The sequence below is a fragment of the Mycobacterium sp. URHD0025 genome, assembly GCF_000426065.1.
GTDB lineage: Bacteria > Actinomycetota > Actinomycetes > Mycobacteriales > Mycobacteriaceae > Mycobacterium.
The window spans coordinates 42,093-66,096 of the sequence record NZ_AUEQ01000007.1 but is presented as its reverse complement, the minus strand read 5'-3'; the positions used below and the strand labels follow the sequence as shown (position 1 = coordinate 66,096).

Below are 24,004 nucleotides of genomic sequence, written 5' to 3'. Positions count from 1 at the left end.
TTCAACTCCGGCTTAACTATGGCAGCGAAGGCACGTCTGCGATCAGCCCGTGTGACATCTAGTCGAAACTCCGGAACGGCACGGTGTCGTCCTGCTCAAGCTCGGCAACCAGGCCGAGTTCCCATGACAGGTAACGGCGGAATCCGGCCTTGCGGAGTTCCGGATCGGTTTCGCGCCAACCCGAAGCCACGACGTCGTCGGCTTCGTGCAGCCAGCTCTCGACACCGGATTCCAAGACGAAACCGGCCTCTTCCCAGACTTTCGTGCCGCCGCCGAGCACCTGGATCGGGCGATCCGTGGCCGAGGCCAGTTCAGCGGCGGCGAAGCGGGACAGGACATCGTCCTCCGACGTCAACACGATGGGGCCGGCGCCGGGTAGGTCGGCGACAGAGCCAGCCAGCCTGGATCGGATGGCGAACCGGGCGCCGGGAATGTGTCCGGTGCGGTAGGCCGGGCTCGGCCCGAGATCGAGCAGCACCTTGTCGCCGGGCGGGGCGTTCAACTCATCGACGTCGATCACCGTGTAGCCGGCCTGTGGAACGTCGAAGTCTGCTGGAGTAGCCCCGGTTTCGAGTTGTTCGTCCTCGAGAGCGTTCTCGAGGACGAACACCTCGCCCCAGCCGATCTGGATAATCCAGGAGGCGGCGACGGTCGCACGCACGGTGTCGTTGTCGACGAGCACGATGCGGGCATTGTGGGTACCCACATGGCGGAACGTCCATGGTGCGATGTCCCAGCTGGGGGCCGATCGAGACCCGGCGAGGTGGCCGGCCTCGTACTCCTGCGGGGTGCGTACGTCGAGCACATAGAGGGACCGCGCATCGGCTTCGCCGCGGAACTGCTCCAGCGTCGCCTTGTCGATACGCGTGATCGCGAAACGTTCGGCGAACCGAGCGGCGGCCTTCTTCGCAGCGTCGAATGCCGAGCCGCTCGGAACCGGGGCCGCAACGGATTTGCCGTGGTCGAGGTCGTGTCCCTCGAGCACCCACGACTGCGTGCCGCCTTCCAGCGACACGACCCGGTTGGGCAGTCCGGCGTTGATCAGCACCTGCGCACCGAGGATGCTGCGGGTCCGTCCGGCGCAGTTCACCACGACCAGCGTGTCGGGTGACGTGACCACCTCGGCGGCCCGGTAGACCAGTTCGGCACCGGGAATCGAGGTACCGCCCGGCAGACTGTGGTTCTCGAACTCACCGATCGGACGACTGTCGAGCAGGACGATGTCCTCCCCCGCCTCGACGCGCTCGCGATAGTCGGCCACGCTGATGTGCGGTGTGGCGTAGACGTGTTCAATCCACTCGCCGAAGGCCTGCCCGATCACATGGTCACCACCGGACTGCACCTTGTACCCGGCCTCCGCCCACCCCCGCAGGCCACCGTCGAGGATGCGTACGTCGGTATAGCCGAACTCGCCCAGCCGAGCCGCCGCACGCTCGGCCAGGTGCTGATCGTCATCCCCGCCGTCGTAGACGACGACCGGGGTGGACAGCCGAGGAATCCGGGTACGCACCCGCAACTCCAGGACACTGAGCGGTATCGACACGGCCAGCAGGATCGAACCCTGCGCTGCGGTGACACCCGCCTCACGCACATCCACGAGCGCGTATTCGTTTCCTGCACCGATCAATTCGTGCAGATTCCCGGCGGTGAGCGTAGCGGTCTCGACTGTCGTCATCGGCCGAGTATCGATTCGGCCCGAGCCGCGAACAATCGACTTCGGCTACGGGAACACCGCGCTCTGGCTTAACTGTCCGAGGTCATCGGTTTCGCTCACCAAGATTCCATCCTGCGGGGATACCCAAGCGACACAACACTTCCGGTAGAGGTAGTTTGCTCCTGTGCCACCTGCCCTGGAAGTCCGAAAACTACGCAAGACATACCGCTCGGGTTTCACCGCGCTCCACGATCTGGATCTCGACATCCCCGACGGCGCGTTCTTCGGACTGCTCGGCCCCAACGGTGCCGGCAAGTCCACCCTCATCTCGGCGACGTGCAACCTGCTGCGCCCGACGTCCGGTGAGATCCGGATCTTCGGACACCCGAACGGTTCTCGCACCGCACGGTCTCTGGTGGGTCTGGCCGAGCAGGAGGTCAACCTGGATCGGTTCCTGACCAACGTCGAAGTGCTGATCTACCACGCCGGCTACCACGGGCTGGGCAGACGCGAAGCCACCAGGCGGGCCTACGACCTGCTGGAGCTACTCGGACTCGCGGACAAGGCGCACGGGCGTCCGCTTTCGCTGTCCGGCGGTATGCAACGTCGGCTGCTGGTGGCGCGGGCACTGATTCACCGGCCGCGGCTGCTGATCCTCGACGAGCCGACTGCGGGCGTCGACGTCGAGTTGCGGGCCGATCTGTGGGGTTATATGAGAGACCTGCACCGGATCGGACACACCATCCTGCTCACCACCCACTACCTCGAAGAGGCCGAGGCGCTGTGCGACGAAGTAGCGCTGATCAGGTCAGGACGGGTGATCTCGCGCGATACGGCCGCCGGATTGCGGGCCGAGTTCGGCGCCACCGATCTGGCCGAGGTGTACAACCGCGCCATGACCGTGCCGTCAGGTGGCACGCAGTGAGTGAAAACTGGTTGGCCTCAGCACCATTGACGCCCTATGACCGGCCCTACCGGGCACAGCGGCCGGCCTTCACGTGGCTGCTGCAGCGCGAGATCGTCCGTTACCTGAAGGTCTGGTATTACACCGTGGCCGGTCAGGTCCTCGCGGCGCTGCTGTTCATCTTCGTCTTCGGCCTGGCGCTGGGCAGCCGCATCTCGCCCATCCGTGGGGTTCCGTACGACCAGTTCATCCTCCCCGGGCTCGTGGTGCTCGCGGTGGTCACCGCCGGATACATCCAGGGCTCCGCGTCACTGTTCGAGGCCCGCAAGGACCGATTCATCAACGCCGTTCTGGGTAGTCCGCTGCGCTGGTGGGAGATCAACCTCGCACTGGTACTGGGGTCGATCGTGCGAGGGATTCTGATCTCGTCGGCGATCCTGCTCATCGCGATGCCGCTGACCGGTTCGCACATCGCCAAGCCCGGGTACGCGATCATCGCCTTCGCCGCGGTGCTGATCTTCGCGGCGCAGGCCGGGATGATCGCCGGGATGTACAACCAGACCCAGGAACACGTTGCGGCGATCCAGGTGCTGATCGTGCAGCCGCTGTGTTTCTTGGGCGGCGTGTTCTACTCCGTGAACGACCTGGCGCCGGCCTGGCAGACGCTGAGTCACCTCAATCCGGTGTTCTACGCGGTGCAGGCGATGCGCTACGGCATGTTGGGTGCGGCCGACATCCCGGCCGCGCGGGCCCTGCTCACCGTCATCGGCGCCGCCGTCGCGGTCGGTGTGTTCCTCGCCCACAAGTTCCGGACCGGGGCCCGTCTCAAGCCGTAGCAGGTCAGGCGAACGCCGCCCGCGAACCGGTTTCGCCGTACTCACGCTTGTAGATGCCCTTGTCCTGCAGCAGCGGGATCACCTGGTCGACGAAATCGGTCAGACCGGTGGGCGTGATGGCCGGGTTGACGTTGAACCCGTCGACCGCGCCCGCGGTGAACCATTCCTCGATCTGATCGGCCACGTGCTCGGCGGAGCCGACGAAACGCAGGTGGCCGTTGCCGGAGTCGGTGATCCGCAGGATTTCCCGCAGGGTCGCACCGGCGTCTGCGTGGCTGCGCACGATCTCGTGGAAGCTGCGCTCCCCGGCCAGACTCGCGATCGGTGGCAGGCGGTGCACCGGGAACGGCTCGTCCAGTGCGACACCGGTCAGGTCGACCTTGAGCCGCTCTTCGAGGATCCCCACTGAACGCTCCGGCGGGTTCAATGCGCTGATCTCGTCGTGCAGTTCGTGCGCCTCGGCATCGGTGCTCACCACAATCGGAATGAGGCCGGGCAGCACCTTGACCAGCGGTCCGGTCCGGCCCAATGCACGCTGTGTGCGGTGCAGGTCGTCGCGGAACGCCTTGGCTTCCTCGATCGTGCGTTGCGCGGTGTAGACCGCGTCGGCGTAGGCAGCGGCCAACCGCCGGCCCGGTGCGGACTGTCCGGATTGGAAGACCAACGGCCGGTCCTGCGGAGAGCGCGGCACGTCCAAGGCCCCGTGCACGGCGAAGTGCTTGCCGCGGTACCTGATCGGCCGGATGCTGTCCGGTTTGGCCTGCACACCAGCCGCCTTGTCGACGATCAGCGCATCGGCATCCCAGCTGTCCCACAGTTGGTAGAGCACATCGAGGAACTCGTGCGCCCGTTCGTACCTGTCGTCGTGACCGGGAAGTTCGTCGAAGCCGAAATTACGTGCCGCATCGAGAGATCCGGAGGTGACGATGTTGACGCCGGCACGGCCTCCGCTGAGGTGGTCGAGCGTGGCGATCTGGCGGGCCACGTTGTAAGGATGGTTGAACGTGGAGGACAGCGTGGCGATCAACCCGATGTGGGTCGTGGTGGGCGCGAGCGCTGACAGCAACGCGACGGGCTCCAGTGGGGAGAACAGTGTGGTCCAGTCATTACTGCGGGCGGCGGGCGTGTTCGCCACGAACAAGCCGTGGAACAGCCCGCGCTCGGAGAGCTGTGCGTATTCCTGGTAGTAGTCCAGATCCAGGGCACGTTGGGGCGTCGCAGCCGGATGGCGCCAGCCGCCCTGGGTGAAGCCGATCGCCCGGATCACCGAGTTCAGTACCAGTTTCGCATTACTCACCGGGTGAGCGTCGACGCTCGCGCCGCGATGAGCAAGGCTCCACCGCTACCGGAACCCTTCAGCGCTACTTAATCGGGTCGCGACGCGATTCTTAAGTTCAGGTCAACCATTCGCGTAGCGGGACCCGGTTGGTTGACATCGATCCGGTCGGAAGACTGTCGACCGTGACCGGTTCATGTTGTGGTGCCTGCTGTTCGTGTCTCTGACGCAACCGACCGACCACCACACAGACGAGGATGACCGATCCGATGACCAACCGCCTTGACCGCCGCGGCTTCTTCGGGCTCAGCGCTGCCCTGCTCGGATCGGGATTGCTGGTGGCGTGCGGCGGACCAGGCACCGGCGCGCCGGCTGTCAGCCCCTCCGGGCCGACCGGTGACCCGGTTCGCGGTGGGACACTGATGTTCTCGGATACCGAAGCGGTCACCAGCTGGCAGGCCCAGAAGCTCGGCACCTACAGTGCCGGAAACCTCACCTTCCACACCAACGCGTTCCTGCTGTACTTCGACCCGTACAAGAAGCAGCTTCAGCCGTGGGTTGCCGAATCCTGGACGAAGAACGACGAGAACACGCGTTACAGCTTCAAGATCCGCAGGGGCATCACCTTCAGCGACGGCACCCAGCTGACGCCGGAGATCGTCGCCCAGAACTACGAGCTGTACGGGCGGGGCAACGAGAAGCTGCGGATTCCGGTGCACCCCAACATTTCCCGTGGATACGACCACGTTGAAGTGGACGGCGACACGGTGACCGTGGTGCTGTCCACGCCCAATCAGCAATTCCTGATCGACACCACCCGGCTGAACTCCCCCATTCTCGGCGCCAAGACCATCGGCTTGGAACTGGAAGAGGCCGGCCGGCCCGACAACCACGTAGGTGCGGGTCCGTTCGTGTTCAAATCCCAGGTGCCCAACCAGTCGGCGGTCCTGGCCCGCCGCCCCGGCTACCGCTGGGCTCCCGCCAGTTCACCGAACCAGGGCGAGGCCTACCTCGACGAGATCGTCTGGAAGGTACTGCCCGAAAGCGGTTTGCGCACGGGCGCTCTGACCTCCAACCAGGTGGATGTGGCCCGCGGCATCCAGCCATCCGATGAGGCCGCAATCCAGGCCGCCGGCTATCAACTGTTGGCCTACCGCCCGCCATTGGGCACGGCGAATTATGCGGGGCTGCGCGTGGACAACGAATTCACGAAGGACCCGTTGGTCCGGCGGGCCCTGGTGCTGGGCATCGACCGCGACGGACTGAGCCGCGATGCGCTCACCCCGAGCTACCCCCCGCCGATCTCGATCCTCAATGTCAACAACGCCAACGTCGTCGATCTGGCCGGCGACTTCATCTACAACCCCGACACGTCGCGTGATCTGCTGGAACAGGCGGGCTGGCGTCAGGGTTCCGACGGGATCCGCGCCAAGGACGGCAAGCAACTGCACCTGGCCGTGCCGCAGAGTGCGCAGCAGGTTGCCCTGGGACCCGCGTGGGAGTACATCGCCCAGCAGTGGCGCAAGGAACTGGGCGTCGTGCTCGACGTGCGCAACGATCCGTCGTTCGCCGCGGCAGCCAACACCGACGTCACCGTTCCGATCGTGGTGAGCCGGACCTCGATCATCTCGCTGGGCCAGAGCTTCGGCGGTAAAGGCAATACCGCTCTGCTCGGCTCACCGCCGGAGCTCACCGCGCTCTACACCCGGGAGCTGGAGGCCAAGGACGACGCCGAGTTCAAAGCCGTTCAGGCAGAACAACAGAAGGCGCTGATCAAGGGCTCCTATGTGATCGCCTACTTCGAGGAGGCGCAGACGTTCGGCGCGTCGCCCGACGTGCATGTCACCTTCCAGACACAGACCTATCCCGATTTCTACAACGCCTGGAAAAAGCCGTGAACCGCTACGTCGGTGGTCGGCTGTTTCAGGCCGTCGTCGTGCTGTGGCTGGCCTACACACTGACCTTCATCGCGATCACGCTGCTTCCGTCGAACCCGATCGACATGTTCGCCACCGACGACAGCGGGGTGATCGACCCGCAGACCGTCGCACAGATGAAGCTGTATTACGGGTACGACCACGGGGTCCTCCAGCGGTACTTCATCGAACTCGGGCATGTGGTTCGTGGCGGGCTCGGCTACTCCATGAGTACCGGGCAGACGGTGGCGCAGGCGATCGGTGACGCCGCACTGCCCACCCTCCGTCTGACGTTCACGGCATTCATCGTGGCTCTGCTCATCGCCGGAAGCATCGTCACCACAGCGTCATTGGCCAGCTGGCGCTGGCTTCGGTCCTCGGTCGTAGCACTGCCACCACTGTTCGCGGCCGCACCGGTGTTCTGGGTCGGCATCGTCGTGCTGAACGTGCTGTCATTCCAACTGGGTTGGATCTCGGCCTTTCCCGACGGCACCTTCCTTTCCATCCTGGTGCCGTCGCTGGTGCTCGGCCTGCCGTTGTCGGCCACCCTCGCGCAGGTGCTGCTCAAGAGTGTCGACACCGTGCTGGCCAGTGACTTCATCGACGTCGTGCGCGCGAAGGGGGCGGACAAACACTGGGTGTTCTGGCGGCACGTGGTCCGCAACGCAGCAGGGCCGGGCCTCACGGTCGCCGGCACCGTACTGGGAACCCTCGTCGGTGGCACCGTCGTCACCGAAACCGTGTTCGCCCGGGCCGGTATCGGCCGCGTGCTTCAAACCGCGGTGTCCTCGCAGGACGTGTCGCTGGTCCAGGGGTTCATCTTGATCATCGCGGGCGTCTATGTGGCGGTGAACCTGGTGATCGACCTGCTCTACCCGGCCCTGGACCGGCGGATACTGCTCACCGCGGGCGGAGCACGGGAATGACGGCCACCCTGACGCCTGCCATTGCGCAGTCGCGCCCTCGGATTCAGCTCAGTCCCAGCAGTATTGCCTCGACGGTCACATTACTGGTGCTGACGACGATGGTGCTGTGGACGTTCTTTCCCGGCTGGTTCAGCAGCCAGGATCCCCTCATCGGTGACGGTGCGAACAAGTTCCTGCCACCGAGCTTCGACCACTGGTTCGGCACCGACCGGGCGGGCCGGGACACTTTCACCCGCGTCGTCCACGGCACCCGCAACACCGTCTACGGCGCGGTCATCGGAACATCCATCGGCTTGGTGATCGGGACAGTGCTCGGGGTGACTGCCGGACTGGTGCGCGGAGCGGTCGACGCGGTGGTGATGCGCCTGGTCGACGTGCTGCTCGCCCTGCCGGGATTCCTGCTGGCGCTGTGCGTGGTGGCGGCGTTCGGCCCCGGCACCACCCACGTGGCCATCGGAGTGGGCATCGCCGCGATCGCGCCGTTCGCCAGGGTGGCCCGCGGCGAGGCCCTGCGTGTCGCCGCACTCGAATACGTCGATGCCGCACGGATTTCCGGAGCACCACCGTCGGCGGTGTTGTTCCGCCATGTCCTGCCGAACTCTGCCGGGCCCATCGTGGCCCTTATCCCCACCGAGTTGGGATCGACCGTCCTGAACATCGCCGGGCTCGGCTTCCTCGGCTATGGCGCGCCACCTCCCACACCGGAGTGGGGCACCCTGCTCTCCGAAGGGCGCGACTATCTGGCGAACGCGTGGTGGCTCACCACACTGCCCGGCGTGGTCGTGCTGGTGGCGGTACTCGCCGTCGCGCGGGCCGGTCATCTACTCCAGCGCCGATTCAGGATCTGACGAGAGGCTGAAATGACCACCACCCTGCCGACGGCAAAAACGCCCGCTGCCGCGTCCGCCGACAGCCCTGCGCTCGAGATCCGGAACCTCACCATCACCTACCGCGGTTCGGCCCATCCCGCGGTGCGCGGTGCGGACCTCACCATCCGTCCGGGTGAGGTCGTCGCCGTGATCGGGGAATCCGGTTCCGGCAAATCGACGTTGAGCAGGGCCGCGATCGGTCTTCTGCCGGACACCGCGCGTATCGAGAGCGGATCGATCCGGGTCGGCGGCCGGGAGCTCACCGGACTGACCGAACGGGAACTGGTCAAGCTGCGTGGCAGGGTCGTCGCGCTGGTGCCGCAAGATCCTGCGACGTCGCTGGATCCGGTGCAGCCCATCGGACGTCAGCTCACCGAGGTCTTCCGCCTGCACTCCCGGGGACAGCGCCTGTCCCGCAGAGCATTACGCACCAAGGCGATCGAATTACTCGATCTGGTCGGGATCGACCACCCCGAGCAGCGGCTCCGGCAGTACCCGCACGAGCTGTCCGGCGGGATGAAACAGCGGGTGCTGATCGCCATCGCATTCGGATTACGTCCCGCGCTGCTGATCGCCGACGAACCCACCTCCGCACTGGATGTCACGGTGCAGAAGCAGGTCTTGGAGGTTTTCGACCGGCTGACCGAACAGACCGGCGTCGCAGTGCTGTTCGTCACCCACAATCTGGCGGTGGCAGCCGACCACGCCACCCGGGCGATCGTGATGCGCAGCGGAGAAGTGGTCGATGACGGCCCCATCGACAACCTGGTGTTCACCCCCCGGCACGACTACACCAGCCAACTCATCACGAGCGCCTTTGGACTTTCCGAACGCGAAGCTCGACAGCAAGCCCCTGCCGACGGTCCCGCCGTGATCGAGGTGAAAGGCCTGACAAAGACCTACACCCGTGGTCCGAACGGACATTTCAGAGCCGTCGACGACGTCACGTTCGCCCTCGCCCCCCACAGCACCTTCGCCTTGGTCGGCGAGTCCGGCTCGGGCAAGTCGACGACGGCGCGGCTGATCCTCGGACTGACCCGCCCGGACGCTGGTGAGGTGTACCTGCACGGCAGGCGGGTCAGCGGGTTGAGCGGGCGGTCCAAGCGTGACGTATGGCGCGAAATCCAACTGGTACAGCAGAATCCGCAGGTAGCACTGGACCCGCGGCTGACCGTGGAGCAGATCGTGGACGAGCCGCTGCGCTCGTTCCGGCTGGGTGATCACGCCGCGCGCCGACGCCGCGTCGCCGAACTGCTGGACCGGGTCGGGCTGCCAGGGGCGTTCGCGAGCCGTAAACCCCGTGAGCTGTCCGGTGGGCAGCAACAGCGGGTCGCGATCGCGCGCGCCCTGGCGCCGCGGTCATCTGTCGTCGTTCTCGACGAGGCGTTGTCGGCACTGGATGTAGTGACGCAGGGACGGATCCTCGATCTGCTCGACGAGGTGCAGCGCGAACTCAAGCTCACCTATCTGTTCATCTCGCACGACCTGGACCTCGTTCGGTCGATATCCGACTACGTGGCGGTGATGCGCCGCGGCCTGGTGGTGGAGACCGGGCCCATCGCGCAGATCTTCGGTGCGCCGGCCGAGGACTACACGCGCGCGCTGCTCGCCGCCACGCCTGGGCGCCGGTTACGCAGCCAACTCGCCGGCCTGTCCGAGCGGAGAATCTCATGACCCAGAGACGACTGTTCCTCAGCGTCGCGGTCAACAGCACCGGCTCGGCCGGACGGTCGTGGGCGTGGCCCGCAACCACATGGAACCGGTTCAGCGAGTGGGACCATTACCTGCGCTCCGCGCAGCTGGCCCATGACGGGGTGTTCGACATCGTGTTCGTCTCCGATCACCCGGCACTGCAACGTGACAACACCTCTCGTCCGCTGCACAGCTTCGACCCGACCGTGCTGTTCAGTGCCATCGCCGCGGCCGTGCCCGACATCGGTTTTCTGCTCACCGCGTCCTCCTCGTACAACTCCCCCTACAATTTGGCGCGCCGGCTGGCGACGCTCGACCACATCTCCGGCGGCAGGGTGATCTGGAACGTGGTGTCCAGTTTCAACCCGGATATCGCGTCCAATTTCTCCGCGGCCCCGTTGCCGCCGCGGGCCGAAAGATACCGTCGCGCTGATGAATTCCTCGAGGTGGTCAAGAAGCTATGGCTCAGCTGGGATCCTCCGGGCGATGCGGCGCCGACGGACACCTTGTGGGATGAGACGACCGCACGGCGCATCGATCACCACGGCGAATTCTTCGACGTGGCAGGGCCGTTGAACGTGCCGATCGGGCCGCAGGGCCACCCGGTGATCTCACAGGCCGGAGCATCACAGGCCGGAGTGGACCTGGCAGCCAAACATGCCGACATCGTCTACGCATCGCTGCTGCACAAGCAGGCCGCGTTCGATTACAAGGCGCAACTGCGGGACAGGGCCCTCGCCCATGGCCGCGATCCGGACGCGATCCGGCTCATGCCGGGTCTGACAGTCATCGTCGGCGCCACCCGCGACGAGGCGTATCGCAAACATGAGGCGTTGCACGGACTCCAGGGCGAGGACGGACTGATCGCCGACTTCTTCACACGGGCAGCGTTGTTCGATATCGGTGAGCACCTGGACCCGGACCGCCCACTGGATTCGAAGTTGTTCGACTACACCGAGGACCAGTCGCGCCCCGTCGGTTTCGTACGCTCCTTCGCCGAACTGACTGCTGCCGAAGAGATCACCCCACGGCAGCTGGTGCGTCGCGTCGAGGGCGGGCACCGGCTGGCCATCGGCACATCACAGGACGTGGCCGACACCATCCTGGATTGGTGGGCCGACGGTGCTGTCGACGGGTTCAACATCCACATCCCGGTGCTTCCCGACGGCATCGCCGAGTTCAACCGCGACGTCATCCCACTGCTGCAGGCCTCGGGCGCATTCCCCACCACCTATGACGGATCGACTATCCGTGAACGGCTCGGATTACAAGATCCACGGACGTCTCACGAGGTCTCGGGCGTGGCCTGAAACCCACTCGTATCCAGAATTGCCAGCCACCGAATCGAGAGGGGCCCCGTGTCCGCCACATTCCAAGTCAGCCTTGCCGAGTTCCGCAGGATCTTCGATCAGCTGGCGGGCAGGGCCGCTGCGCGAAGCCGCAGCGACGAGCCGGTGCATGACGAGATCCAGGCGCTCGCCGCCGCCGGATTCGGCAGGCTGCGCGTGCCTGTCGAGCACGGCGGGTTCGACGTCGATCTGCCGACCTTGTTCGAATTGCTCGCCGAACTGGGTCGAGCCGATTCCAATGTGCCGCAGATACTGCGGGGCCACTTCACCACCGTCGAGATCCTGCGGCAGTCACCGTCTGCCGAACAACGCACGCATTGGCTGCGCAGGATCGCCAACGGCGCGATCTTCGGCAACGCGCAATCCGAACCGGCCGCCACAAGCCCGGACTTCCTGCCTACCACCACGCTGCACCGGGCCGGCGAACGGCAGGTGATTTCGGGCGTCAAGTACTACTCGACCGGGTCGCTGTACGCCGACTACATCCGGGTCGCCGCCACGATCGACAATCCGGGCGGGCAGGACGACGGACAAGTCACCTTCGCCGTCGTCTCCGCGCGTGATCCCGGCGTGACCCACGCCGACGACTGGGACGGTATCGGCCAGCGGCTCACCGGCAGCGGGACAACGCATTTCGATGCAGTCCCGGTTCAAGACAACGGAAACCTGAGCCGCTCGACGGAGAACCTGCGCCCCATCCAGGCATTCGTACAGCTGGTGCATCTGGCCAACCTGGCCGGCATCGCACGCAATGTCGTCGACGACGCGGTCGGGCTGGTCAGGTCCCGGGTTCGAACCAACCTGCATGCACGGTCCGAACGGGCCACCGACGACGCCGAAGTCCTGGCGGTGATCGGCCATCTCTACCGGCACGCCCGGGTGGCCGATGCACTGCTGGTGCAGGTCGCGACCAGTCTGGAACGCGCGAACCAGTTGGCAGAGGCAGGATTGGACGCCGAGGACGCCTACGCCCGCAATTTCATCGATGTGTCCGCCGCTCAGATCACCATCATCGAATCGGTGCTCGAGGCAGGTGCCCAGATCTTCAACGCCGGCGGCGCCTCGGCGATCCGCGAAGGCAGCAGCCTGGACCGGCACTGGCGTAACGCGCGCACTCTCGCCTCCCACAATCCGGTGATCTACAAACCAAGGATCATCGGCGATTCCGTGCTGAACGGCACGACGCCAAAGTCGTTCTACGACCGTCAACGTGAGGCCAGCGCGGCCGGCGCACCCTGAGCCGCGGATGGTTTTGCGCAGTGCAAACTAAACCATTGATCCACACCAGGCCGCGCCCTAGCGTTCCGGCTACCTACGCGCGAGTGAGATCCGTTGTGTTCCTTTGGTTCCGACGCCCCACGCGATCGATCTCGAAAACAACGACGCCCGACCACGAAGGACACCAATGCGCCGAATGTACAAGCTGATTGCCGGCGCGCTCGCCGTGGCAGTGTTCGCCGGATGCTCCGGCCAGCAGCAGCCGGCGAGTACGGGTCCTACTGGGCAACCCACACCCGGCGGCAGCCTCACCTTCTCCGACGTCCAATTTGTCACCGATGCCCTGAGCACCAACTACACCACCGCCAACCTGTTGTTCCAGGTAGTCGACCGGCTGGTCTACCTCGATCCGAAAAGCGGCGAGGTTCAGGGCTGGTTGGCACGGGAGTTCTCCCGCAACGACGATGCGACGCAATACACCTTCACCATCCGCGACGGCGTCACGTTCAGCGACGGATCACCGTTGACCGCTGATGTGGTGAAGGCGAACTTCGACCAGCTCGGCAAGGGAGACCCGTCCAAGAAGATCCCGCCGTTCAGCGACTTCGTCGGCTATGACCGCAGTGAAGTCACCGGCAACACCATCACGGTGTTCCTCAACCAGCCGAACAGCAACTTCTATCGGGTCGCCGCCAACGGCCGGGCCGGAATCCGCGGTCTGAAGACCCTCGCCCTGGACTACGACGGCCAGGCCAAGATCGCGAATGTGGTCGGCTCCGGCCCGTTCGTCTACGAATCACAGGTCCCAGACCAGGAGGTCACCCTCGTCAAGCGCGCGGACTATGCCTGGCCACCAGTGTCATCGCCCAATCAGGGCGCGGCCTACCTCGACAAGCTCGTAGTGCGGGTGATCGGTGAGCCCGGACTGCGCGCGGGCGCGGTCCAGTCCAAGCAGGTGGACCTGGCCCGCGGTATCCAGCCGACCGACGAACCGGCCCTGCAACAGGGCGGATTCCAGGTGATCCCAGTGGCCGCGCCGGTGCTCACCGCCAACCTCGTCGGATTCCGGGTCAACAACGAACTGGTCAGCGATCCGCGGGTGCGACGTGCGCTGCAGCTCTCCGTCGACCGGCAGGCAGTGGTCGACACCGTCCTGTCTCCGAGTTACCGGGCCAGTAATTCGGTTCTCGGACAAGATGATCCGCTGTTCAAGGATGTCAGTGCCCAGATCGGCTACGACCCGGAGAAAGCCAAGAGCCTGCTGGATGAAGCCGGTTGGAAGGTCGGCGGCGACGGCATCCGCGAAAAGGACGGCGAGAAGCTCAATCTCACGCTCGCCGCGTCCAACCAGAGCGTGGTGTTCCGCCCCGCATTCGAATTCATCGAAGCCGGCTGGCGGGACCTGGGAGTCGCGTTGCAGAACCGTGCAGGTGACACCACACTGTTCAACGCCGCCAACACCGACCCGTCGACTCCGCTGCTGGGAACCCGGACCGGTTACAACAACGGGCTCGGGCTGCTGTTCGGACGCGAGAACGGCAACCTCACGTTCGCGAAAAATGACGAGCTGATCGCGCTGTCCAAGGAGGAGCTGCGGGCCACCGACCCGACACAGCTCAAAGACGTCGTCGGCCGAATCCAGCAGAAGATCATCGACGATCAACTGGCGCTGATCTTGTGGGACGAGGTGCAGGTGCACGCGGCGGCCCCGAACGTGCACGTCGACTTCACCAACTACACGGAACCGTTGTTCCAGAGCGCCTGGAAGAACTAGTCGACGTGATCAAGTACGCCGCCGCACGAATCGGCCAATCGCTACTGGTACTGATCCTGGCTTTCACGGTGATCTTCTGGGGCGTCAGCATCCTGCCGAACGACCCGGTGTCGATCTTCGTGGCAAAAGGTGACGGGTACTTCAACCCTGACATCGTCGCGCAGGTCAAGGAATTCTACGGTTACGACAGACCGGTTTACGTGCAGTACTTCTCACAACTGAATCAGTTGCTACACGGCCAATTCGGCTTCTCGCTGTCCAGCGGGCAGGCCGTCACCGAGCGGATCGGCAGCGTCATCGGCGAAACGCTCAAATTGGCCTCGACGGCCACCGTGCTGGCCCTGGCTTTCGCACTCGGCATCCTGCTGCTGTCCTCGACCACCCGGTTCCGGTGGCTGCGGACGTTCATCCGCACCATTCCCCCGCTGTTCAGCGCCGTACCGACATTCTGGCTGGGCCTGGTTGTCCTGCAGATCTTCTCGGTGCAACTCGGACTGTTCTCGTTGTTCCCGGACGGCTCGGTGGCATCGCTCCTGGTCCCGGCTCTCGTCCTGGCGGTACCGATCTCGGCACCCATCGCGCAGGTGCTGCTGAAGAACGCCGAAGCGACACTGACTCTCCCGCACATCAACACCGCGCGCGCCAAAGGTGGTAGTCCCACCTGGGTGATCCGCAAACACGTCCTGAAGAACGCGGCGGGACCTGCGCTGACGGTGACCGCGACGACCATCGGGGCGTTGCTGGCGGGATCCGTGGTGACCGAGACGGTGTTCTCCCGGTCCGGGCTGGGCACCGTGCTGCTTCAGGCGGTCTCCAACCAGGACATCTCGTTGATCCAGGGCCTGGTGCTACTCACCACGGTGGTCATCGTCGGGGTGAATCTGTTGGTGGACCTCGTCTATCCGATCCTCGACCCCCGGGTCACCAAACTGCAGCGAGAGGGTTTCAACACCCGGTTGGGCAGGTTCCGTTGACGATCATCGCCGCGTCCCCGGTCATCTCGGCGGTCAGAGGCGCGCCCTGGTCGGTGCGGATATCGGGTGCCGTCCTCGTCGTGGTGGTCGCCTGGGCCGTCGTTCCCGGCTTGTTCACCAGTCGGGACCCGCTCAACGGCAACCGCCTGGACAAGTTCCAACCGCCGAGCTGGGCCCACTGGTTCGGTACCGACCATCTCGGCCGGGATGTGCTGACCCGCGTCATCTACGGCACCTCACACACGATCCTCACCGCAGGTCTGGCTGTGGCAGTCGGACTGATCGTCGGCAGCATCATCGGCATCGTCGCAGGCGTGGCGGGTCCGGTCGCCGACGCTGTCGGCATGAGGTTCAGCGATGTGCTGTTGGCGCTGCCCGGTTTCCTGGTGTCGATCTGGATCGTCACCGCCTACGGCGCAGGCCCGTTGTCCGTGGGTGTCGGGGTCGGGATCGGGTCGATCGCCATCTTCGCCAGGGTATTTCGTGCCGAGGTGATGCGGGTGCGCGCTCTCGACTACGTCGAGGCCGCCTTTCTGTCCGGTGAGAGCCGATGGTCGGTGATCCGCCGTCACATCGTGCCGAACGCGGTCGGTGCCGTGGTGGCGCTGGCCGTCATCGACCTGAGTACCGCCATCCTGGCCATCTCGGCGCTGGGTTACCTGGGGTACAGCGCCCCGCCACCGACACCTGAGTGGGGCCTTCTGGTCGCGGAGGGGCGCAGCTACCTGGCCACCGCGTGGTGGCTCACGTCCCTGCCCGGCGCGGTCATCCTCGTGGTGATCGTCGCCTTGGGCGTGGTCAGCCGGCGCGTGCTGAAGTCCAACAACATCTGACCTGGAGCATCTGACATGTCTCTGCTCGAACTTGCCGATCTCACCGTCACCTACCCGGCCGATACCGCCACCGCCGAACGAAAGGTCGCCCTCGACGGGGTCAGCTTGAGCCTGTCCGCGGGCGAGTTCGTTGCCGTCGTCGGTGAATCTGGCTCGGGAAAGACGACTTTGGCCAACAGCGTGATCGGGTTGCTGCCGGAGACCGCGGCACTGACCGCCACCTCGCTCACCCTTCGCGGCACCAGCACAGTCGGATTGACCGAGCGCGAATGGAGCCGCATCCGGGGTACCACGGTCGGGTTGGTCCCCCAGGATCCCGGCGCGTCGTTGAACCCCGTCCGCACCATCGGATCCCAGATCGGCGAGATCTTCGACCTCAAAGGCGAGAAACTCAATCGGCGAGAACGCCGGCAACGCTGCATCGAGCTGCTCGAGCAGGTCGAGATCGACCACCCCGAGCAGAGACTCGACCAGTACCCCGGGGAACTGTCCGGCGGTACGCGCCAACGCGTACTCATCGCCATCGCATTCGGGCTCAACCCTGAGTTGCTGGTCGCCGACGAACCGACATCGGCGCTCGACGTGACCGTCCAGGCCCAGGTCCTACGGGTGTTCGACCGCCTGGTCGCCGAGCACGGCACCACAGTGCTGTTCGTCACCCACGACATCGGCGTCGCCACCGACCATGCATCGCGGGTCGTGGTGATGCGCCACGGCACCATCGTCGAGGACGCTCCGGTTGACGAGATCATCAGCCAACCCAAATCGGACTACACCGCCACCCTCGTGCGCGGCACGGTCGGACGTCCGCCTGCGCCAGTTGAACAGTCGGCTGCCGAGGAAGTCATCCGGGTCACCGGCGTCACCAAAGAATTCCGGGTCAGCCGGCGTAACCGCCACACCGCCGTCGCCGACGTGAGTCTGGAGGTGCGTCGCGGCGAGACGCTGGCCCTGGTCGGCGAGTCCGGATCGGGCAAGTCGACGACGGCGAAGATGATCATCGGTCTGACCGAGCCGACCTGTGGATCGATCGAGGTGCTCGGCCGTGACATCACACGACTCGACCACCGGGGCCGCCGCACGCACTGGAAGAACATCCAGTTCGTCTACCAGAATCCCGATTCCGCCCTGGACCCACGCTGGACCGTACGGCAGATACTCGAAAGCCCTTTGCGTTCTTACGATCTGGGTGACCGATCGACCTACGCGCAGCGGATCGGCGACGCCCTCGACAACGTCAACCTCACCCGGGAGAAGCTCGACCGGCGCACCTCGGAACTCTCAGGTGGTGAGCGCCAGCGCGTGGCCATCGCCAGGGCACTCGTGGTGCAACCGGAGATCATCCTGCTCGACGAGCCGTTGTCGGCTCTCGATGTCGTGACACAGGACCAGATTCTGCGCCTGTTACTGAAACTGCAACACGACCTCGGACTGACCTATCTGTTCATCTCCCACGATCTGTCCGTCGTGCAGCGATTGTCTCACCGCGTCGTAGTGTTGAAGGCAGGACAAGTGGTCGAAACCGGTGATACCGCAACCGTATTCTCCTCTCCTGCCTCGCCCTACACCCGAGCCATGATCGATGCGGTTCCCGGGCGCCGTCTCGCGCAGTTGGCACTGGCCTCATGACACCAGGTCTGCACCTGAACCTCAATCTGCTCGCCAGCGGACGGCACGACCATGCGTGGCGGACGCGGGCGGACAGCGAGGACGTCTCGGTCGACATTTCACACTTCCGCGAGATCGCCACGATCGCCGAACGCGGGTTGTTCGATTCGCTGTTCCTCGCCGACAGTCTCGCTCTGGAAGACGAGGCCTACCGCAGGCCGTGGCGGGCGCTGGATCCGATAGTCCTGTTCAGTGCACTGTCCCAGGCGACCGAGCGCATCGGGTTCATCGCGACCGTCAACGCCTTGTTCACCGAACCATTCACGATCGCTCGCCAGATCGCCAGCCTCGACCACATCAGCGCCGGCCGCGCGGGCTGGAATATCGTCACCAGTCTCAATCCGGCAGCGCAGGCGAACTATTCGCAGGTGGCCTCGATCGCCCCTCAAGACCGCTACCGCAAAGCACAGGAAGCGGCGGCGGTGGTCCGGGCGCTGTGGGACAGCCTGGAATCCGGTGCCATACGCGGTGATCCGCACACAGGGGTCTACCTGGACCCGGACAAGGTCCACGCGATCGACCACCGCGGTGACTTCTTCTCCGTCGCGGGTCCGTTCGTGCTGCCGCCGACACCACAAGGGCGACCGGTGATCGTGCAAGCTGGTGACTCCGAGCAACTGCGGGAGATGGCAGGACAATGGGCCGACGCCATCTTCACGGTCCAACGCGACATCGTCGGGGCCCGTGAGTTCGCACGTGATGCCAAACGACAGGCTCGGTGCCACGGCCGCAGCTCCGGCGAGATCAGAATCCTGCCGGGCCTGTTCATCGTGGTGGCAGGCACAGAGGCCGAAGCGCACGCCCGCAAAGCCGAGATCGACGCCTTCGTGGACGTCGAGTCCGAGCGGGACCGGCTGGCCCAGCGGATCGGTGCGGATCCCGGGCTGCTCGTGCTGGACAAACCCGTGTCCGCGGCGGTGTTGGACAGACCGCGCACCGCCTCAGCTGTCAGTCCGGCATTTGCGAAAGCACTTGTGACACAGTCCCACAATGAAGGGCTGACGGTGCGCGACCTGCTCACCCGCAACCCGGGCGGACACCGGTACCTGGTGGGTTCGCCAGAGTCCGTGGCGGACGATCTGGAGCTGTGGTTTCGCTCCGGTGCCGCTGATGGATTCAACCTCAACATCGACCGGCTGCCCGATGGGCTCGAAGCCTTTGTCGATCATGTGGTGCCGATCCTGCAGAAGCGTGGGCTCTTTCGCCGCGAATACGCCGGAACCACGCTGCGGGAACACCTCGCGCAATGATCTGCTCACTTCCAACGGGAGAAGGAACACCATGACTCGACCGCGGCTGATCCTCAATGCCTTCACCATGAACACTGCCACCCACGTGTCCTACGGGTCGTGGCGTAACCCGCAGACCCGCAGCCTCGAGTTCGATCAGCTCGACGTCTGGGTGGATCTGGTGAAACTGCTCGAACGCGGCAAGTTCGATTCGGTGTTCTTCGCCGACGTCGTCGGGCTCTATGACGACTACCGCGGCGGCTGGGAAACCTACGTCCGCGAGGGCCTGCAGATCCCGAATCACGATCCGTCCGCGATCATCTCGGCGCTGGCCCTGTCCACCGAACACCTGGGCCTGGTGATCACCAGTTCGGTGCTGCAGGATCACCCGTTCTCGTTCGCCCGCAAGATCTCCACCCTCGACCACGCGTCGAAGGGACGCATCGGCTGGAACGTCGTCACCAGTGCGCTACAGAACTCGGCCCGCAACTTCGGACTGACCGAACGCGAAGAGCACGACGAGCGCTACCAGTGGGCCGAGGAGTACACCGAGGTCGTCTACAAGTTGTGGGAAGGGTCGTGGGAGGACGGCGCACTGGTCCGGGACCGGGAACGCGGCATCCATGCCGACCCCGACAAGGTGCACAAGATCCATCACGTCGGCAAGCGATACCAGGTCGAGGGCCCACACCTGAGCTTCCCGTCGCCACAACGCACTCCCGTCGTCTTTCAGGCCGGAACATCGACTGCAGGAAGGACATTCGCCGCGCGCCACGCCGAGGGCGTGTTCATCAACGCTGCCTCACCCAAAGGTGCGGCCGTCGTCATCGACGACACCCGGGACCGCGCGGTGGCCGCCGGCCGGCTCCGCGAGGACATCAAGTTCTTCCAGGGGTTGTCGTTCGTGGTCGGATCCACCGAGGCCGAGGCCAAAGCCCGCGCAGCCGAACTCGACGAGTTCCTCAGCGTCGACGGTCTGATCGCGCACCGCAGCGGCGGCATCGGCGTCGATCTGGGCGGCCTGGATCACCACACCCCGATCGGCGACCTGGCCCCCACCATTCAGGGCACCCGCAGCACCATCGAGTCGCTCATCGCGGCCGCACCGCCCGGCACGAACCCGACCATCGCCGACCTGGTCCGCCAGCAACAGGAATCGACCCGGATCATCGGTACCCCCGAGCAAATCGCCGATGCCTTGGAGCAGTGGCAGGACGCCGGGGTCGACGGGGTGAACATCCGTTACATCACCACACCGGGCAGCTTCGAGGATTTCATCGACCACGTGGTGCCCGAGCTGCAGACCCGCGGTCTGGCACAGACCGAGTATGCGCAGGGGACGTTGCGCGACAAGCTCTTCGGTGCCGGTCCGGCGCTGCCCGACCGGCACCCGGCCCGGCAGTGGCGGGGCAAGTTCAGCCGAGCTCGGGTCAAAACTCCCTAGGCCGTGGTCCACGCAACCGGCAGATGTTTGACGCCGTGCACGAATGCCGAACGCAGGATGGCGGGTTCACCGATCGCCACGATGTCGGGAACCTGGCGACGCAGTTCGTCGAACGCCACCCGAATTTCCCGCCGGGCAAGATTGGCTCCCAGGCAGAAGTGCACGCCGCCACCACCGAACCCGAAGTGTGGATTAGGGTTTCGCGACACGTCGAACCGCCACGGGTCGGTGAAGGCGTGCTCATCGCGGTTGGCCGAGTTGTACCACATCGAGACCTTGTCGCCCGCCTTCATCTGAACTCCGCTGCGCTCCACGTCCTGGGTGAGCGTGCGCCGCATGAAGATGATCGGTGACGCCCACCGCACGATCTCCTCGACAGCAGTCGGCGATACCCCGTCGAAGTCGTTCCACCATCTGGACCGTTCCTCGGGATAGCGACTCAGCGCCACCATGCCGTGACTGATCGCGTTGCGGGTCGTGTCATTGCCCGCGGCGGTCAACAGAATGAAGAACGACGCGATCTCGTTGGACGACAACCGTTCTCCGTCGACTTCAGCCTCGACGAGGCTGGTCGTCAAGTCGTCACCGGGATGCTCGCGGCGCCGCTCGGCCAGTGCGACGCCGTATCCGGCCAGCTCGGTGGCCACCTGCAGATACGCGTCGAACTTATCGGTGGACACCTCGTCGTCCCCGGCGCCCATGAGCACAGAGGTCCAGTGGAAGAGCTTGGCCTGGTCTTCTTCCGGAACCCCCATCATGTCGCAGATGATCTGCAGCGGCAGTGGCGAAGCCAGCTCTTCGACGAAGTCCGCGGTGCCATCTGGATGTGCGTCGACCATCTCCGACACCAGGCGACGCGCACGGTCTCGCACGCTCTGCTCGATCCGCGCGATCACCTTGGGTGTGAAGGCCCGATTGACGATGCACCGCAGCCGGGTGTGGCGGGGGTCGTCCAAAGTGATCATCGACCCGAAGAACTCGGCGATCTCGGCGGGAACGTCGTTGAGCGTCGTGCTCGTGGGGCTGGAACTGAACAACTCGGGATGGCGGCTGGCGAAGTGCACATCCTCGTGGCGCGTCAATGCCCAGTGTCCCGCACCACCGGGAAATCCCGCGTACTCCGCCACCTCGAAGAAGGAGACCGGGGCGCTGTGGCGGAGTGTCGTGAAGGCGCCGTCGCGCACATCGTCGTCACGCCCCCAGAACTCGAGCGATGCGAGATCGATGTCGGCGAGAGGCACGACCGGTGGCGGTGTGCCGTTGCTGCGACTGGCGATGCCGGTGACAGCTGTCATCGTGGGCCTCCCGGAGTTCGCGACACGCGGGCCTCAGGGTTTCGGCCCTGTGGCCCTATCGCAGTGTGACACCACTCACAGTGCCGGTCCAGGATTGCCGGGCCAATCGCGCTGTAGCTATTGGCGTTCGCAATCAATCCGCCACGTGGCAGCGATCTCGTCGCTGGTGGTCAACCACGCGTCGGGCTGCGCCGAAAGGTACTCCAGCACCTGCTCGAGGTACTTGTGCCGGAAGGGTTGCCCGATCACGAACGGATGCAGCGCCAACGCCAACACCCGGCCACTGGTCGCCGAGTCCGCACGCAGCTGCTCGTACTGGTCGATCACCATCTGCACGAACTCGGCTCCGGTGAAACCTTTCCCGAAGATCAGGAGGTCGTTGAGCTCCACCGAGTAGGGCACGCTGAGCATGCCGGGAACGGTCAGCGGATAGGGCTGATCGTCGTTCGTCCAGTCGAGGACGTAATGAAAACCGAGTTCGGCCAACAGCTCCGGGGTAGACACGGTTTCGGTCAGGCCGGGACCCATCCAGCCGCGCGGACGCCGGCCGGTCGCGTCGGCGATGTCGTCGGCGATCGCGGTGAGAATCCGACGCTCCTCGTCGACGCCGAAACCGGTGTGCAGTATCGAATTGGTCTGCCCGTGCGCCAGCCATGTCCAGTTCCGTTCCAGACCAGCCTTCACGATCTGCGGATGGTGTTCGATGACAGCCGAATTGAGCAGCACACTGGGTCGCACGCCGTACCGGTCGAGAGCCCCGATCGTGCGCCAAATGCCCACTCTGGCGCCGTAGTCCCGCCAACCGTAATTGAGTGCATCGGGGGTGAGCTCCGCGGTACCCGGCCAGATGCTGGTCGAGGGTCGGTCGGCCAGGAAGTGTTCGACGTTGAGCCCGATGTACACCGCGACTCGGGCACCGCCGGGCCAATGGATCGGCGCGCGTTCGGTGATCGGGCTGTAGCTGAAAGGCGGTTGCGATGTGGTCATGGCCAACGTTACGAGCTGACACCAATGTCAGGGGCAAGTCGCGCCGGTATAACAGGCATATGCGTATAGGCGAACTCGCACGCCGCACCGGGGTCAGCCAGCGGTCGCTGCGCTACTACGAACAGCAGGGCCTGTTGACGTCCGACCGCACGCCCGGTGGGCAACGCGAATATTCGGAGGCCGCAGTCGACCGGGTGATCCGCATCCAGGAACTCTACGCCGCCGGGCTGCACAGCCGCACCATCTCATCACTCCTGCCCTGTATGCGCGACGCCGACGGCGGTCCTGCCGCTGAGGCCACGCCCCGCCTACTGGGCGCGCTTTCGGCCGAGCGCGACCGGATCGAGCAGGCCATCCGGGAGTTGTCGACCTCACGCGAGATTCTCGACGGCGTGATCGACGCGGCGTCCGGGTGAGGTCTGGTACGGGAGAATCGTGGCCGCCATGACAGACGACGACTCCCCCGCCACGAATCGGCGGCCGCACATCCTGCGGCTCGTCGCCTTCGCGGCATTCCTGTTCGGCCTGTTCTATCTGGTGGCCGTGGCCCGCGTCATCGATGTCGACGACGTGCGAGGGCTGGTCGCCTCGACGGGCCCTGCCGCACCGCTGGCCTACGTCGTGGTCTCAGCCGCCCTCGGAGCGCTTTTCGTGCCCGGCCCCATCCTCGCCGCGGGCAGCGGGGTGCTGTTCGGCCCGGTGTTGGGCACCTTTGTCACCTTGGGCGCGACCGTCGGCACCGCGGTGGCGACCAGTCTCATCGGCCGGCGCGCCGGACACGACAGCGCCCGTGCCCTGCTCGGCGTGCAACGAGCAGATCGGCTGGACCACCAGATCCAGCGGGGCGGTCTGTGGGCGGTGGTGGGGCAGCGTTTCGTCCCCGGCCTGTCCGACGCCCTGGCTTCCTATGCCTTCGGGGCGTTCGGCGTGCCGCTGTGGCAGATGGCGGCCGGAGCCTTCATCGGCTCGGTGCCACGCGCATTCGTCTACACCGCGCTAGGGGCGTCGATCGGTGATCTGTCGGCGCCGTTGGCCTACACCGCGATCGGCGTCTGGTGCGTCACCGCCGTCATCGGGGCGTTCGCCGCCCATCGCGGCTACCGCTCGTGGCGCCGACGCGACTCCGGGGCCGATCAGGCCCCGGAGCAAACCTCGTAGCC

Annotated in this window: 20 protein-coding genes; 16 read left to right on the top strand and 4 right to left on the bottom strand. The window is 65.3% G+C overall.

From position 1 onward, the window contains the following. Positions 1–58: 58 nt before the first annotated feature. On the bottom strand, positions 59–1,675 hold the full coding sequence (locus H977_RS32735; protein WP_036475449.1) for a rhodanese-like domain-containing protein: 1,617 nt from the start codon (positions 1,673–1,675) through the stop codon (positions 59–61). 163 nt (positions 1,676–1,838) lie between these two features. Between H977_RS32735 and H977_RS32730 the strand changes: the two genes are divergently transcribed. Both H977_RS32730 and H977_RS32725 read left to right on the top strand, forming a co-directional pair. Continuing rightward, on the top strand, positions 1,839–2,579 hold the full coding sequence (locus H977_RS32730; protein WP_051288740.1) for an ABC transporter ATP-binding protein: 741 nt from the start codon (positions 1,839–1,841) through the stop codon (positions 2,577–2,579). Beyond that, on the top strand, positions 2,576–3,394 hold the full coding sequence (locus tag H977_RS32725) for an ABC transporter permease (protein WP_051288739.1): 819 nt from the start codon (positions 2,576–2,578) through the stop codon (positions 3,392–3,394). Before H977_RS32730 ends, H977_RS32725 begins: the two co-directional genes overlap by 4 nt. A gap of 4 nt (positions 3,395–3,398) precedes the next feature. Here H977_RS32725 and H977_RS32720 read toward each other — a convergent pair whose 3' ends face one another. Further along, entirely contained in the window at positions 3,399–4,691 is a 1,293-nt protein-coding gene (locus H977_RS32720) for an LLM class flavin-dependent oxidoreductase (RefSeq protein WP_051288738.1), read from the bottom strand. A 248-nt stretch (positions 4,692–4,939) separates the two neighbouring features. Between H977_RS32720 and H977_RS0107930 the strand changes: the two genes are divergently transcribed. The 12 genes from H977_RS0107930 (at position 4,940) to H977_RS0107875 (ending at position 20,562) form a co-directional block, all read left to right on the top strand. Continuing rightward, positions 4,940–6,568 carry an ABC transporter substrate-binding protein gene (locus H977_RS0107930; RefSeq protein WP_196808190.1) on the top strand — a complete coding sequence of 543 codons (1,629 nt, stop codon included), beginning with the start codon at positions 4,940–4,942 and terminating at the stop codon, positions 6,566–6,568. Then, positions 6,565–7,512, top strand: coding sequence for an ABC transporter permease (locus H977_RS0107925; RefSeq protein WP_029107353.1), 948 nt, complete (start codon positions 6,565–6,567; stop codon positions 7,510–7,512). The genes H977_RS0107930 and H977_RS0107925 overlap by 4 nt, the downstream gene beginning before the upstream one ends. Positions 7,513–7,610: 98 nt before the next feature. Then, positions 7,611–8,360, top strand: a complete 750-nt coding sequence (locus H977_RS32715) for an ABC transporter permease (protein WP_502691154.1) — start codon at positions 7,611–7,613, stop codon at positions 8,358–8,360. Positions 8,361–8,372: 12 nt separating this feature from the next. Next, a complete protein-coding gene (gene nikE, locus H977_RS0107915) occupies positions 8,373–10,055 on the top strand; it encodes a nickel ABC transporter ATP-binding protein NikE (RefSeq protein ID WP_051288736.1) in 1,683 nt (560 codons plus the stop codon). Further along, the gene (locus tag H977_RS0107910; RefSeq protein ID WP_036475445.1) at positions 10,052–11,383 is read left to right on the top strand and encodes an NtaA/DmoA family FMN-dependent monooxygenase; all 1,332 of its coding nucleotides are present in this window, start codon (positions 10,052–10,054) and stop codon (positions 11,381–11,383) included. Before nikE ends, H977_RS0107910 begins: the two co-directional genes overlap by 4 nt. Positions 11,384–11,431: 48 nt before the next feature. Further along, positions 11,432–12,661, top strand: a complete 1,230-nt coding sequence (locus H977_RS0107905) for an acyl-CoA dehydrogenase family protein (protein ID WP_029107350.1) — start codon at positions 11,432–11,434, stop codon at positions 12,659–12,661. A 166-nt stretch (positions 12,662–12,827) separates the two neighbouring features. Next, positions 12,828–14,414, top strand: coding sequence for an ABC transporter substrate-binding protein (locus H977_RS0107900; protein WP_029107349.1), 1,587 nt, complete (start codon positions 12,828–12,830; stop codon positions 14,412–14,414). A 5-nt stretch (positions 14,415–14,419) separates the two neighbouring features. Further along, positions 14,420–15,388 (top strand): ABC transporter permease, encoded by a 969-nt coding sequence (locus H977_RS0107895; RefSeq protein ID WP_029107348.1) that lies wholly within the window; start codon positions 14,420–14,422, stop codon positions 15,386–15,388. A gap of 2 nt (positions 15,389–15,390) precedes the next feature. Next, on the top strand, positions 15,391–16,221 hold the full coding sequence (locus H977_RS0107890) for an ABC transporter permease (protein ID WP_353587639.1): 831 nt from the start codon (positions 15,391–15,393) through the stop codon (positions 16,219–16,221). A 15-nt stretch (positions 16,222–16,236) separates the two neighbouring features. Continuing rightward, positions 16,237–17,850 carry an ABC transporter ATP-binding protein gene (locus H977_RS0107885; RefSeq protein WP_029107346.1) on the top strand — a complete coding sequence of 538 codons (1,614 nt, stop codon included), beginning with the start codon at positions 16,237–16,239 and terminating at the stop codon, positions 17,848–17,850. Next, complete coding sequence (locus H977_RS0107880; RefSeq protein WP_029107345.1) at positions 17,847–19,139, top strand: NtaA/DmoA family FMN-dependent monooxygenase; 1,293 nt, start codon at positions 17,847–17,849, stop codon at positions 19,137–19,139. The genes H977_RS0107885 and H977_RS0107880 overlap by 4 nt, the downstream gene beginning before the upstream one ends. A 31-nt stretch (positions 19,140–19,170) precedes the next feature. Next, positions 19,171–20,562 (top strand): LLM class flavin-dependent oxidoreductase, encoded by a 1,392-nt coding sequence (locus H977_RS0107875; RefSeq protein WP_029107344.1) that lies wholly within the window; start codon positions 19,171–19,173, stop codon positions 20,560–20,562. Here the strand turns inward: H977_RS0107875 and H977_RS0107870 are convergent. Together H977_RS0107870 and H977_RS0107865 are read right to left on the bottom strand one after the other, a co-directional pair. Then, positions 20,559–21,857 carry a cytochrome P450 gene (locus tag H977_RS0107870; RefSeq protein ID WP_029107343.1) on the bottom strand — a complete coding sequence of 433 codons (1,299 nt, stop codon included), beginning with the start codon at positions 21,855–21,857 and terminating at the stop codon, positions 20,559–20,561. The two genes, H977_RS0107875 and H977_RS0107870, sit on opposite strands and share 4 nt — an antisense overlap. Before the next feature lie 117 nt (positions 21,858–21,974). Further along, the gene (locus H977_RS0107865) at positions 21,975–22,844 is read right to left on the bottom strand and encodes a polysaccharide deacetylase family protein (RefSeq protein WP_029107342.1); all 870 of its coding nucleotides are present in this window, start codon (positions 22,842–22,844) and stop codon (positions 21,975–21,977) included. 59 nt (positions 22,845–22,903) lie between these two features. On the opposite strand from H977_RS0107865, the gene H977_RS0107860 reads away from it, so the two are divergent. Next, positions 22,904–23,260: a MerR family transcriptional regulator gene (locus H977_RS0107860; RefSeq protein WP_029107341.1), complete on the top strand. Its 357-nt coding sequence runs from the start codon at positions 22,904–22,906 to the stop codon at positions 23,258–23,260. A 28-nt stretch (positions 23,261–23,288) separates the two neighbouring features. Then, on the top strand, positions 23,289–24,002 hold the full coding sequence (locus tag H977_RS0107855; protein ID WP_036475570.1) for a TVP38/TMEM64 family protein: 714 nt from the start codon (positions 23,289–23,291) through the stop codon (positions 24,000–24,002). The last annotated feature ends 2 nt before the right edge of the window (positions 24,003–24,004 follow it).

Excerpts from the sequence above, each read along its gene's own strand:
- H977_RS32735 (WP_036475449.1), bottom strand. The coding sequence starts at position 1,675 with ATGACGACAGTCGAGACCGCTACGCTCACCGCCGGGAATCTGCACGAA.
- H977_RS0107930 (WP_196808190.1), top strand. The coding sequence starts at position 4,940 with ATGACCAACCGCCTTGACCGCCGCGGCTTCTTCGGGCTCAGCGCTGCC.
- H977_RS32715 (WP_502691154.1), top strand. The coding sequence starts at position 7,611 with ATGGTGCTGTGGACGTTCTTTCCCGGCTGGTTCAGCAGCCAGGATCCC.
- nikE (WP_051288736.1), top strand. The coding sequence starts at position 8,373 with ATGACCACCACCCTGCCGACGGCAAAAACGCCCGCTGCCGCGTCCGCC.
- H977_RS0107910 (WP_036475445.1), top strand. The coding sequence starts at position 10,052 with ATGACCCAGAGACGACTGTTCCTCAGCGTCGCGGTCAACAGCACCGGC.
- H977_RS0107900 (WP_029107349.1), top strand. The coding sequence starts at position 12,828 with ATGCGCCGAATGTACAAGCTGATTGCCGGCGCGCTCGCCGTGGCAGTG.
- H977_RS0107885 (WP_029107346.1), top strand. The coding sequence starts at position 16,237 with ATGTCTCTGCTCGAACTTGCCGATCTCACCGTCACCTACCCGGCCGAT.
- H977_RS0107880 (WP_029107345.1), top strand. The coding sequence starts at position 17,847 with ATGACACCAGGTCTGCACCTGAACCTCAATCTGCTCGCCAGCGGACGG.
- H977_RS0107875 (WP_029107344.1), top strand. The coding sequence starts at position 19,171 with ATGACTCGACCGCGGCTGATCCTCAATGCCTTCACCATGAACACTGCC.
- H977_RS0107870 (WP_029107343.1), bottom strand. The coding sequence starts at position 21,857 with ATGACAGCTGTCACCGGCATCGCCAGTCGCAGCAACGGCACACCGCCA.
- H977_RS0107865 (WP_029107342.1), bottom strand. The coding sequence starts at position 22,844 with ATGACCACATCGCAACCGCCTTTCAGCTACAGCCCGATCACCGAACGC.
- H977_RS0107860 (WP_029107341.1), top strand. The coding sequence starts at position 22,904 with ATGCGTATAGGCGAACTCGCACGCCGCACCGGGGTCAGCCAGCGGTCG.
- H977_RS0107855 (WP_036475570.1), top strand. The coding sequence starts at position 23,289 with ATGACAGACGACGACTCCCCCGCCACGAATCGGCGGCCGCACATCCTG.